Genomic DNA, 12,162 nt, shown 5'->3' with positions numbered 1-12,162 from the left:
GTGTCACTGAAGAGTGGGGCTTATGCCGCAAGCTGGATCGAACGTGATCGAGGACAGGCCGACTTAACGTCGAAATCCACCGCTAAACGCCCACTGAGAGGACGGTTCGTGAATTGATGTCCGTTTCAGGGTGAGGCTGGAGCGGGGCTGGTGGTTGCGGGGTCTGTCGGCTGCTGCTTCGTGGCGAAGCTGCCGGTGTCGACTTCGGTGAGGAGGCCGAGCTTGACCAGGCGTTTCAGCTTGGCGCGGGTGCCTTCGATGTTCTTCGGGAGGGGTTCGTGGTCGAGTGCTTCGCAGACGTCTTGGGCTCGCAGTGGGCTGTCGGCGTCGTTGCGGACGTTGAGGATGCGGGGGTAGTCCGGGTGGTCGGGCAGGTCGGGTGAGGCGCTCTGTGTGGGGATCCGGTCGGCGAGGGCGGTGACGGTCCTGCGGGTGATCGCGAGGTGTTCGAGGTGGGTCTCGGCGTCCGTCGGCCGGCTCTGCAAGTGTGTGATCTGGGTGCGTAGTTCGTCGGCGAGTGCGCGGGCGGCGTCCTCCTGGAGGCCGAGTGCGTCGAGCAGGGGCTCGATGTTCACGCTGCCACCGCCTGCGGTTCGCGCCAGGTGGGGGTGTTCGTGCCGGTGAGGCGGCGGGCCATGACGTGGGTCATCGCCCAGTGGACGCGGGAGGCGGAGGAGGCGGGGCGGTGCTCGTAGTCGCGGACCAGGCGCCGGTGCAGTATCAGGATCGCGTAGGTCTGCTCGACCCTCCAGCGCTTGGGCAGCGGGACGAACCCCTTCTGCTGCGGGTTGCGTTCGACGATCTCGACGTCGATGCCCGGGCCGGCGCCGTGCGCGACGACCTGGTTCTTGAAGCCCTGGTCCACCAGCGCCGTGCGGACGGTGCCGCCGGTGTGCTCGGCGACCTGGTCCGACAGGGCGATGCCTGCGGCGTTGTCGTGGGTGTTCGCGGCGACGACGACCACGGCGATCACCAGGCCGAGGACGTCCACGGCCAGTCCGCGTTTGCGGCCCGACACTCGCTTGGCCGGATCGAGGCCGGTGGTCGCGGTGGGGACCCCGGCGGCGGCGTGGACACTCCGGGTGTCCAGGACCACCAGGGTCGGGTCCTCCAATCGGCGGGCCCTCTCGCGGACCTGGCAGCGCAGGAGTTCGTCGACGACCTGGTCGGTTCTGTCGTCCCGCCAGGCGGCGAAGTAGTAGTACGTCGCGCTCTTCTGCGGCAGGTCGTGCGGGAGGTAGGCCCACTGGCAGCCGGTCCGGCCCCGGTAGAGGATCGCGTTCACGATCTCCCGCATCGCGTAGGCGTTCTCGTGGCCGCTGACCGAGCGGTGCCGGCCCTTCCACGCGGTGATCACCGGCTCGATCAGAGCCCACTGCTCGTCCGACAAGTCACTTGGGTACGGCTTGCGTTCACTCACATCATCACACCAACAGATCAGCAGCCGCGGGCCGACGGATTCCGCCCCCGTCCACACCATCAGGTGGCGACAGAACTCATCAAAGACTCACAGACCGCCCTCTCAGAGATGCACGCGCGGGTGCTCGCAACTCCTAATCAGTGGTCGAGTAGCCGCGAGACTCCGGGCGGCCAGGTGCCTGGAACCATCGAGGGCAACCGCGTGAAAGCCATACCCGGAGTCTCTGGGCCTCTGGACCTTACGACGGACCGTCCAACCCACCAACAAGGTAGGACCGCATGAGTGGTTGCCTCGGCGTCGATGGTGTCGATCACGCCCGGCCGGAGCCGGTCGGCCTTGTCCGGTTGGTTCATATTGATCGACGACGGTGTGCGGCGGTGGGTCCAGAGAAGTGCGGTGGGCGCAATCCGTCGAACGTTCCTTTGCGACGAGGCGAGTTCGCACCTCAGGGCCGGGTGGATGGACCCAGTGGACCAGTTGGTCGTACGGATGTCGAAGGATGTGGGGCCCTGCCGAGGCGGCCACGATGGGGGCGTCGATATCCCGATCGACGCCCCCGTGGATTGCCTCTGAAAGGAGACACGTGTGAGTGCGCGCACCGTGTTTCGGAATCTGACCTGTGCCGTGGCGGCCTCGTTGTGCCTGGCCGTCGCGGTGCCGGTGGCCGCCGCCGATGAGGTCGGCGTCGCGAGCGGCCGGTCGGTCTCGGCCCCGACCCGGCCGGAGGCGGTTGCCTGGACGCAGGCCCTCGGCGCGTTGACCGAGGCCAAGGCGGTCTCGGCCATCGCCGCCGTGCACGACGCCGAGGGCACCCGGCGCGCGGGCGTCGGGGTGTCCGACCGCACGACCGGTGCGTCCGTGCGTGCGGACGGGCGGTTCCGGATCGGCAGTGTGACGAAGACGTTCGTCGCGACGGCGGTGCTGCAACTCGTGGGTGAGGGACGGCTCGGCCTGGACGATCCGGTCGCCCGTCACCTGCCCGGCCTGCTGCCGGAGGTCGCGGGCAAGGACTCGACGATCACGGTGGGCCAACTGCTCAAGCACACCTCGGGCCTGTGGGACCCCACCAACGAACCGGGCGGCCTCTTCCCCGACATCGACTCCCCCGAAGCCTTCCGCACCTGGGTCGCGCAGGGCGGACTCGTACGGACGTACACACCCCGGCAGATCGTCGTCGCGGCGGTCGGCGACCCGCAGATACCCGGCTCGGGACACGCACCGTACTTCGAACCCGGCGCCGGCTGGGCCTACTCCAACACCAACTACGTCCTCGCCGGCATGCTGATCGAAAAGATCACCGGCCGCACGTACGCGCAGGAGATCGACCGTCGGATCCTGCGCCCGCTGGGCATGCGGCAGACGTCATTCCCCGGCACCTCCACCCGTATCCCCGGAATACACGCGCGTGCCTACTGGTACCTGGGCCCGGACGAGGCAATGGACGTCACACGAATCAACCCCTCCTGGGGCGGCGCCGCCGGGGAGATGATCTCCACCACGGACGACCTTCTTCGCTTCCACCGCGCCCTCTTGGCCGGCCGGCTGCTTCGGCCGGCGCAGATGCGTGAGATGCAGGACGCGGTCCCGACGAGCACGACGCCGGACGTACCCCGCTACGGCGTGGGCCTGGCCCGGTTGCAGTTGTCCTGCACGACCGTTTGGGGACACAACGGCGGCATCTTCGGCTACTCCACCCAGCTCTGGGGCAACTCCGACCGCCAACTGGCCCTGTCATACACGCCCTTCGGCACCGATCGGGATCAGGACGCCCAGGCGGCAGCCGACAGCGCACTGATCGAAAAGGTCTTCTGCGGCAAGTAGCACCCACGCCGCCGCCGGACAACGGACGGGCCGAGCACGCACGGTGTGCCTCCCGACCGTCGTCCGGCACGGTTCGGGCATCGCCGGGAGTGACGTCCCTGCCGACCGGACGGGTGCGGACGTTCACCATCGGCCCATTGCCCGAACAGCACCGCTGGCGGCCCCGGCGATCGCAGCGCTTGCCTCGGCCCGGCGGCGGGTGCCCGGCCGATCCCGTGCGGAGGCGCTCCGCGGATGCTCGGGCCGCAAGCGGTGGGCGCCCGGCGGCACGAGCCGGCTCCTGACCGACTCCACAACGTCGTCCGGCTCTTCCGCACCCACCCGCAGTGTCGCGGCCGGGCAACAGACCGCCGTCGATGCCGTGCGTGCGGCCGACGACCGCCCTTACGGCGTCGACGCCTTGGGCCGCGAGGGGAACGCCGGGGAGGATGGGACGCGGTCACCCTGTTCGGTGGATGAGCGGCGATGGTCAGGGGTCGACGAGGATCTCGAAGTCCCGTGGCGAGCCGTCGCCGCCGTTGGTCGGGTAGTGGTCGTCGGGACAGGAGGACACGACGAGCAGCAGATCCAGTTCCGCGCGCAATTCGACGTACATCCCCGGATGGAACGGCGGCCGCCTGTAGACGATCCTCCCGCCCGGCTCCACCTCCGCAGTCATGAACAGGTTCCAAGGCTGCGGCGGGTCGGCGGGCGGCCACCGAGGCAACGCCTGTGCGTGATTGGCGGTGCAGCTCCGATGGGTCCCCGGGAGGCCGACGTTGAGGTACGTCTCGGTCCGGCAGGGCGCGATCAGGGTGTCGTGGTCGATGCCCGAGGTGTCGTCGACGACGGTGAGGCAGGCCCGGTAGCGATTGGTCGACAGTGTGTCCCCCGGTCGGAAGTGGATCCGCTGCAGCACCTCCCTGCACTGCGAGAGGCCCAGGTACTCGCCCGGCTCGTCTCGCGTGTGAGCCCAGAGATCCACCACCTGTGTGCCGGAGGTGTTGACGACACGAAGCGTCTGCCCGCGACGGACGTCGACCGCGGTGCCCCGGCCCGCGGGCACGATCACGCGTCGAGTCGGATTCGTGTCGTCGCCGGCTGTGTAGTAGGCGTGCATCTCACGCTCCCTCGGTTCGGCCCGGGGCCGGCGCGAGCCGGTTGTCGAGCGAAAGGGTCGGTTGCGGCTCGTGGCGAACCCGCCTCGCGCGCCGCGTTGCCGCCGCGCCGACGAGGAAGGCCACAGGTACGACGAGGAGCAGGACGGTGTTGGTGGCCGTCCCGGCTCCGGTGAGGACGGAGAAGTTCTCGACGATGAGGTAGAGGGCCGCGGTGAGCGCGAGCGCGGCCGCGGTGGGCGCGACGAGCCGTCGCACGATTCCCACGCCGTGGGAGTCGCGTGCGAAGAACACGATGATCGCGATGGAGCACAGGACCTGGAGCCCGATGATTCCGGCGATGCCGATGCCGTTGAGCCACAGGAACGTCTGGAGGTACGGGTCGGCTCCGAACAGTTGGAAGCCGCCGACGCCCAGGACGGTGAGGGCCGTGACGAGCAGGCTCGCGTTGGCGGGCGAGTGCGTCCTCGGGTCGGTCCTGGCGAGGACGCGGGGCAGTACGCGATCGCGCGCGAGAGCGTGCAGGTACCGGGCCGAGGCGTTGTGCACCGCGAGTACGGAAGCCAGGGCACTGGTCACCAGGAGCAGGTGCATCGCGTCGCTGACGGGTTTGCCCACCCATTGCGTCATCGCGACGAAGAACATGTCGGCCGGATCGGAGTCGGCCGTCTCGACGGCCTTCGATTCGCCGAACGACATGATCACGGCCCAGACGACGAGGGAGTAGAACACCGCCAGGAAGCCGACCGCGATGTACGTCGCCCTGGGTACCGCCCTGGTGCCGTCCCTGGTCTCGCCGCGGTAGATGGCGGTCGACTCGAATCCCAGGAAGGCCCCGAAGGAGAGGACGAACAGGCCGCCCACGCCCGGCGCGAAGATGTTTCCGGGGCTGAAGCCGTCGAGACTGAGCCCTTCCGCGCCGCCTTGGACGACGACCGGCACGGTGAAGACGAGGAGGACCAGGACCTCCAGGACGAGGATCGTTCCCAGGACCTTGGCGCTCAGGGTCACGTTGAGATAACCCAGGATCGCGACGATCGCGCCGCCGATCGCCGCCCACACACCCCAGGGCACGTGGAGCCCGAAGACCGATTCGGCGCTCTGCTGGGCGAACACGCCGATGGCGGGGACGAAGCCGACGGCGATGGGGATGTAGGAGGCGAGCGCCACGAAGGCGGCGCCTCCGCCGACGGTGCGGCCGAGCCCCTCCGAGATGTAGGCGTAGAAGGCACCGGGGTTGGGGACGTACCGGGTCATCGCGGTGAAGCCGACCGCGAATACGAACATCGCGATGCCGCCGAGCAGATAGCCGCCCGGTGCTCCGATGCCCCCGAACTGGATCGCGAGTGGCGCCACGCCCGACATGACCGCCAGCGGCGCGGCCGCCGCGACGACGAAGAACACCAGATCCCACATGCCGAGCGCATCGGACCGCAGTTCCTTCGAGGGTTCCCGCGCGGGATCGTTCATGGTCTTTCCTCTCCGAACGAGCACCCGCCGTCGACGATGGTGGCGAGCACGGGCAGTTCCGGCAGTTCGTCGGCGGGGACCCGCAGGGGGTCGCCGCCGAAGCAGGTGAGGTCGGCGGCCATGCCTTCGACGACGCGGCCGCGCGAGGTGTCGCCGAGTGCCTTCGCGGCCGCGACCGTGTAGGCGTGCAGGGCCTCGGCGGGTCGCAGGACTTGATGCGGTTCGAAGACCGCTCGGCCGGCGAGGCCCGGGGGGCGCCGCAGTTGTGCCCAGGCCATCCCGACACGGGGGTCGAACGGCGCCACCGGCCAGTCGGAACCGAGTGCCAGCGGGATGCCCAGGTCCAGCATGTCCCTCGTCCGGTACGCCCGGGACGCGCGATCGGGGCCCAGGCGGGACGACCACTTGTCCGACCGATCGTGGCGGCGCCATTGCATCTGGAGTGGTTGCATCGACGCGGTGGCGCCGAGCCGACCCATGCCGGACAGATCGGCGTCGGTCAGCGTCTCGATGTGCTCGATCCGATGGGGGGCGCCGTTCGCGGCGAGGACGCCCACCCTGCGATACATTTCGACGACTTCCCCCACCGCTCGGTCGCCGATCGCGTGCGTGGCGATCTGGAACCCCTCTGCGGCGTATCGCGACACCACGTCCGCGAATCGTTCTCGATCCGTCCAGTAGGACTTGTGGCTGTGGCCACAGGTGTCGGGCTCGTAGAGCCATGCCGTGCCCGTCTCGACGACGCCGTCGAGGAACAGCTTGATCATGCCCGTGCGCCATCGACGCCCCCGGTCGGTCCGTCGCGCGACGAACTCTTCGACGCCGTCGTCCCCGCGCCCGGGTTCGTGCCACAGGGCGACGTCCAGGCGGACGGGAAGATCCTCGGTCGTCTCGATCTCGGCCAGCAGGTCGAGGGTGTCGAGGGACCCGTCCATGACCACGCCCCCGGTGAGCCCGGTGCGGGCGAAGTCGCGCAACACGCGCGTGGTGTGTTCCCGCAGTTGCGAGCGGGTCACCTGCGGGCACGCTCGCAGGAGCAGCTTGTAGGCACTGGGCTCGCGGAGTTCGCCCGTGGGCCGGCCGTCGGCGTCCACGACCACGACCGACTGATCGGCGAACGTCTCGCTCCCGTCGATGCCGGCGTGCGCGAGCGCGGCGTCCGTCGCCACGCCGGTGTGGAGGTCGTGGAACATCACCACCGTCGGCATGGCGTGCACGGCATCGGTGAAGTCGACGCCGCGGATCGGCCGCCCCTCGAGCGCGGCGTAGTCCAGGTTCCAGGCGAAGACCCACTGTTCACCTTTGCGGACCGTCGCGTCGGCCTCGGCCCGCAGCGCGGCCAACACGTCCCGAAAGCTCGTCAGTCCGCCGAGGTCGGCGCCTCGGGCCAACTCGGCGCCCCAGATCGGGTGCGTGTGGGAGTCGATCAGGCCGGGGGTGACGGTCCCTCCGTGGGCGTCCACGAGGGAACCGGAGGGCCGGGAGGCCAGGACCTCCGCCGATGTGCCGACCAGGGTGATCCGGCCGTCACGCCACGCCACCGCTTCGGCGACGGGACGCGCCGGATCCATCGTGTGCACGTTCGCGTTGACGATGGCGCCGTCGCGCAGTGATGAGATTCGCATGGCCAGACCGTAGCCCAAAACGATTTGGGCGTGAAGGGGTCCGGCCGAATCGCCATGGACTACGGTGTGCGGATGGCCGCGCGTTCCGGAAAACGAGTGACGATCAAAGACGTGGCGGAGACCGCCGGAGTGTCCATCACGACCGTCTCTCATGCCCTGAACGACAAGGGCGAGGTCAACGCCGAGACCCGCCGACGGGTTCGAGAGGCCGCGGCCGCCCTGGGGTACCGCCCGAACCGGGCGGCCCAGGATCTGCGCGGGACGCCGCGCAAGTCCGTCGCGCTGATCCTTCCGCGGACCGACGGCTCGCCGGCGGAAGCGGAGCTGATCGGGCTCGACTACTACCTCGAGATCGCGTCGGCGTGCGCCGGCGCGGCGTTCGCGGGCGGCAACTCCCTCGTGTTCCCGCCGCCCCTGGAGACGGCCGAGGAATGGGCGCAGATGGGTCTGGACGGCGTGATCATCTGCGACCCGTCCGAGGAGGACCCCCGCATCGACATCCTGGAAAGCGTCGGCGTGCCCGTGGTCACCATCGAGCCCGACGCCGGTCGTCCCGACCGGCCGTTCTACGTCCGCGCCGACACCACCGCCAGCACCGTGGCCCTGCTGGATCACCTCAAGGCCGCGGGGGCGCGGAGAATCGTGTTGCTGTGGGCCGAGTCGACCTGGTCGTGGGCCCTGGAGACCCGGGCCGCCTACGAGTCCTGGTGCTGGGCGAACGGGCGGGCACGGCTCGTCACGCCGGTGCCGCTCGTGGCGTTGGAACTCAGCGCCTACCGGGCGACCATCGAACTCCTGGACGGCGAAGCGCCTCCGGACGCCGTGTTCGCGTCGGCGGAAAGATACTCGACCGGTGTACTGCAGGCGTGCCGGGAACGAGGGCTGCGCGTCCCGGAGGACATCCTCGTGGTCGGTGGCGTCGACGGCTCGACCGCGCGCCTGAGCGACCCCGCCATCACGGCCGTCGACCCGCGCCCGACCCGGTTGGGGGCGGCGGCCATAGACATGCTCATGGAGCGCATCCAGGCCCGGGCCGTGACCGAGCCGATCACCGTTCCCAGCGCGATCCACCTCAGGGCCAGCTCCACGAGGGCCCGGGCGGAACCGTAGACACGAGCGGCACGCGGAACCGACCCGGGGGAGTCGCGACGTCCGCGCATCCCCGGTCGAACACGCAGGCGACCGGGAACGGGCACCGACACGCCGGGTCGAGACGTCGACCACGACCCGCCCGCAGGCTCGTCCCCCCGAGAGACGCCCCACCGGGCGGCCTCGCGCTCGCGTCCGAACGACGCCCTCCGCGGGGATTCCCCGACCGCCGAGGAACGGGTCATCCCTCCGGACCCGTGGCGTGGACAGGGTCGACCAAGGCCCGGTACAACCCGGGACGCCGGTCGCGCAGGTACGGGTTCGCACGCTGGGCTGCCGCCACGGCCGTCGTGTCGATCCACGCGTCGGCCATGCCGGACTCGGCTTCGATCCTCGCCAGCACCTCCCCCGACGGGCCGACCACGCTGCTCCCACCCACGTACGTCGTTCCACGCTCCTTGCCGGAGTGGTTCGCGTAGGCGACGTATACCTGGTTCTCCCACGCGCGCACACGGATCAGGTGGTCCGCCACGAATGCGAACGGCTCCATCTGCGCGGTCGGAACGGCGACGAGATGAGCGCCGGCGATCGCGGCGGCTCGAACGTTCTCCGGAAACTCGACGTCGTAGCAGATCATCATGGCGATCCTCACGCCGTGGTAATCCACCATCGTGAACGGCCTGTCGCCGGGCTCGAACAAGCGCCGGTCGAGGTCGCCGAACAAATGCGACTTCCGATGACGACCCCGTACCTCGCCGTGGGAATCGACGAAGTACGCCGTGTTGTACAGCCGTTCGCCGGACGAGTCGATCTCCGGAAGGCAGACGACGACGGCGACCCGGCATGTCCTCGCGATCCGTCGAACGGGGTCGAGGAGGTCGCCTCGCGCGAGATCGGCGAGCGGCCGGTCGATGTCGTAGCCGGTGACGAACATCTCCGGTGTGACCAGGACGTCGAGACCGTGGTGCCGGGCCCGTTCGGCGGCCCGACGGAGTTCGACGAGGTTGGTCTCCGGGTCACCGGGGGATCCCGGCGATTGGAGGATCGCGACCCACAGACCGTCGCCCGCTCGACGCCGTGCGCCCGCATTGCGATCGATCATGACTGCCTCCCGAACGGTGGGTGGTGGACCTGATGCCAAATGGGAGGCGAATGCCGCGCCGGATGCCGTCCCTCGTCGGCGGAGCCGACACCCGACCCCGTGCGTGCACGGGAACCGCCGCGCACTTCCGAACCGGTCCCCGCCCCGTATTCGCAAACCACTCTTTGCGCCAGGGCCGTGACACTCGGAACCTAAATCGTTTTTGGTGGAGTGTCAAGAAGGTCGAGACGCCATCCCCTCACGACCTGCGGGAGTTCCCTCCCGGCGCCGCCCGATCCCCACGAGGTCGATCGACCGCGGGCAGCGGTTCCGAGGGCGCTGGGGTCGCCCGCGCGGGTACCGTGGACAGGACCCGGAGGTGTTCCGATGGGCGCGGAGGACGAGGTTGGACGGCTGCGCGTGCGGGTGCGGTCGATGTACGAGGCTGCGGCGCGTATCGGTGCCGATCTGGATGTGCGGCGGACGACGCAGGCCATCGTCGACGTGATTGTGCCGACCCTGGGGAAAGCGGCGACCGTCGATCTGTACGTGGCCGTCGTCATGGGGGAGGACTCGGAGGGTGTGGCGCCCGCGCCGCAGGGGACGATCGCGCGTTTCGCGGTGTGTGGCGACCTGCCCGAAGGCATGATCACGGCGGGCGGACGCTTGCCGTCACTGTCGATGGGCCCGTACGACGCGGCCCTGACGGCCGGGGACGTTGTGGTGATCGAGGACGCCTGGGCGTTCATGACCTCGCGGCACGGTGTCGAGCCGACGCGGCGCATGGTTCCCGACCATGTCTCGCGGGCGATCGTCGCCCCGCTGTTCGCGCGAGGACGGTTGTTGGGGGTGGTCACCGTGTGGCAGGACCGGGCGCGAGACCTGCATCCCGACGACGTGGAGATCCTGCACGAGATCGCCTCGCGCGGCGGACTGGCCGTCGACAACGCCCGCCGGTACACGCGCGAGCACGCCACGGCGGTCGGGCTGCAACGCATGCTGCTGCCCCGGAGCACCACGGACACCGACGCGGCCGAGACCGCAGCGATCTACCGTCCGGCCGGCGAAGGGGCGGGGGTCGGCGGCGAATGGTTCGATGTGATCCCCCTTTCGTCGGCACGCATAGGCCTGGTCGTCGGCGAGGCAATCGGTCGGGGGCTGGTCGCCACCGCGACGATGGGTCGGGTGCGGGCGGCCATGCTCACCCTCGCCCACCTCGACCTGGAACCGGACGAGTTGCTCACCCACGTGGACGATCTCGTCCGGCGCCTGGGCGCGGAGGCCGAACCGCGCGCGGATCCCGTGGGCGCGACGTGTGTGTATGCCGTGTACGACCCGGTCACCTCGCGCTGCGTGCTCGCGGACGCCGGCCATCACGCCCCACTGCTCGTCGCCCCCGGCCGTGAACCGGCCCTGGTCGAACGCCCGCCCGGTCCGCCCCTGGGTGCGGGCGGCATCCCGTTCGAGACGGCGGAGTTGGAACTGCAGGCCTCCTCGGTCCTCGTCTTCCACGGCAGTGGGTTCCTCGATCGCCATGGTGACGCGGCAGGCGCCGGTCTGCGCCGACTGCGGCGCTCGATCGGTCGACGGTGCCGGACGGGCCGCGCCCTCGCCGACGTGTGTCGGGACATCGTCGACGACACCGCGCCCGAGGGCGAGTCCACGGACGTGGTCCTGCTGTGCGCTCGGACGCGCTCGATATCCCCCGCGAGCACGGTCCGGTGGGTCTTCCCGGCACGGGCGGAGTCGGTGCCCGAGATCCGCACACTGGTGACCGGGCAGCTGGCGCTATGGCGGCTCGACGAGGAGGTCTTCGCCACGGAACTCGTGATCAGCGAGTTGGCGGGAAACGCCGTCCGCTACGGCGGCGAGTCGATGACGGTGCGGCTGATCCGAGGAAAGGACCTGTTGGTGTGCGAGGTCGGTGACGGCAGCAGCACCCAGCCTCGCATCAGGCGAGCCCGCAGCACCGACGAGGGCGGCCGAGGGTTGTTCCTGGTGTCCCAGGTCACCGAACGCTGGGGCTGCAGGTTCGGAACCGACGGCAAGACGATCTGGGCGGAGCAGCGGGTGGACCGAAGGCACGGGAGCGCTCCGGGATAGATGGGTCCCCGGAGGGAACGAGCAGCGTGTGCACGGGCGACGACGCACGTGGCAGGCACGCTCGGCCCTGTGGTCGAGCGCGAATCGGGCGATGCCTCGAACGTCGACCGGCTCGTTCACCCTTCGGGCGAGGGCCGCGATGCCGTCAGGTAGTCCCGGATCGCGTCGCGGTTGCGGGTTAGGCAGGTGATGCGTTCGTCGAGTTGCGCCAACTCGTTGCCGAGGAGCGCCACCAACTCCGGCCCGGGCGACGGGGGCAGCGTCAGGGCACCCTCCAGGTACGGGATGACCGAACGCAACGTGCGTGTCGACAGTCCTGCGTCGATCAGCCCGCGGATCTGGTGGACGCACGCGACGGCCTTTGTGATTTCCCAGTGGTTGTTGGTGTGTGGCCGGTGGTGTGGGCTGGGGTGTTGCAGGTGGGGTGGGAACGTTTCGCAGGTGTCCGGGTGGGGC

At 69.7% G+C, this 12,162-nt stretch carries 9 protein-coding genes and 1 pseudogene; 3 read left to right on the top strand and 7 right to left on the bottom strand.

Going from position 1 to position 12,162, the window contains the following annotated elements:
* Window positions 1-125: 125 nt before the first annotated feature.
* Window positions 126-575 carry a hypothetical protein gene (locus tag ABZ374_RS47210; protein WP_360324653.1) on the bottom strand — a complete coding sequence of 150 codons (450 nt, stop codon included), beginning with the start codon at window positions 573-575 and terminating at the stop codon, window positions 126-128.
* The gene (locus tag ABZ374_RS47205) at window positions 572-1,420 is read right to left on the bottom strand and encodes an IS5 family transposase (protein WP_360324651.1); all 849 of its coding nucleotides are present in this window, start codon (window positions 1,418-1,420) and stop codon (window positions 572-574) included. The genes ABZ374_RS47210 and ABZ374_RS47205 overlap by 4 nt, the downstream gene beginning before the upstream one ends.
* Window positions 1,421-2,005: 585 nt before the next feature.
* On the opposite strand from ABZ374_RS47205, the gene ABZ374_RS47200 reads away from it, so the two are divergent.
* On the top strand, window positions 2,006-3,241 hold the full coding sequence (locus ABZ374_RS47200; protein WP_360324648.1) for a serine hydrolase domain-containing protein: 1,236 nt from the start codon (window positions 2,006-2,008) through the stop codon (window positions 3,239-3,241).
* Window positions 3,242-3,710: 469 nt separating this feature from the next.
* On the opposite strand, the gene ABZ374_RS47195 is transcribed toward ABZ374_RS47200, so the two are convergent.
* The 3 genes from ABZ374_RS47195 to ABZ374_RS47185 are packed head-to-tail and all read right to left on the bottom strand — an operon-like array spanning window position 3,711 to window position 7,433.
* Window positions 3,711-4,340 (bottom strand): urea carboxylase-associated family protein, encoded by a 630-nt coding sequence (locus ABZ374_RS47195; RefSeq protein ID WP_360324646.1) that lies wholly within the window; start codon window positions 4,338-4,340, stop codon window positions 3,711-3,713.
* 1 nt (window position 4,341) lies between these two features.
* A complete protein-coding gene (locus tag ABZ374_RS47190) occupies window positions 4,342-5,808 on the bottom strand; it encodes an APC family permease (protein ID WP_360324643.1) in 1,467 nt (488 codons plus the stop codon).
* Window positions 5,805-7,433, bottom strand: coding sequence for an amidohydrolase (locus ABZ374_RS47185; RefSeq protein WP_360324641.1), 1,629 nt, complete (start codon window positions 7,431-7,433; stop codon window positions 5,805-5,807). The genes ABZ374_RS47190 and ABZ374_RS47185 overlap by 4 nt, the downstream gene beginning before the upstream one ends.
* A gap of 111 nt (window positions 7,434-7,544) precedes the next feature.
* On the opposite strand from ABZ374_RS47185, the gene ABZ374_RS47180 reads away from it, so the two are divergent.
* Window positions 7,545-8,543, top strand: coding sequence for a LacI family DNA-binding transcriptional regulator (locus tag ABZ374_RS47180; protein WP_360324638.1), 999 nt, complete (start codon window positions 7,545-7,547; stop codon window positions 8,541-8,543).
* Between the two features lie 220 nt (window positions 8,544-8,763).
* On the opposite strand, the gene ABZ374_RS47175 is transcribed toward ABZ374_RS47180, so the two are convergent.
* Window positions 8,764-9,624, bottom strand: a complete 861-nt coding sequence (locus ABZ374_RS47175; RefSeq protein WP_360324636.1) for a carbon-nitrogen hydrolase family protein — start codon at window positions 9,622-9,624, stop codon at window positions 8,764-8,766.
* Between the two features lie 366 nt (window positions 9,625-9,990).
* Between ABZ374_RS47175 and ABZ374_RS47170 the strand changes: the two genes are divergently transcribed.
* Entirely contained in the window at window positions 9,991-11,706 is a 1,716-nt protein-coding gene (locus ABZ374_RS47170) for a SpoIIE family protein phosphatase (RefSeq protein WP_360324633.1), read from the top strand.
* A gap of 116 nt (window positions 11,707-11,822) precedes the next feature.
* Here the strand turns inward: ABZ374_RS47170 and ABZ374_RS47165 are convergent.
* Window positions 11,823-12,162: pseudogene (locus ABZ374_RS47165) on the bottom strand (hypothetical protein); the annotation flags it as partial.

The organism is Embleya sp. NPDC005971 (assembly GCF_040629175.1).
Taxonomy (GTDB): Bacteria; Actinomycetota; Actinomycetes; order Streptomycetales; family Streptomycetaceae; genus Embleya.
This window is presented reverse-complemented; position numbering and strand designations above follow the sequence as displayed.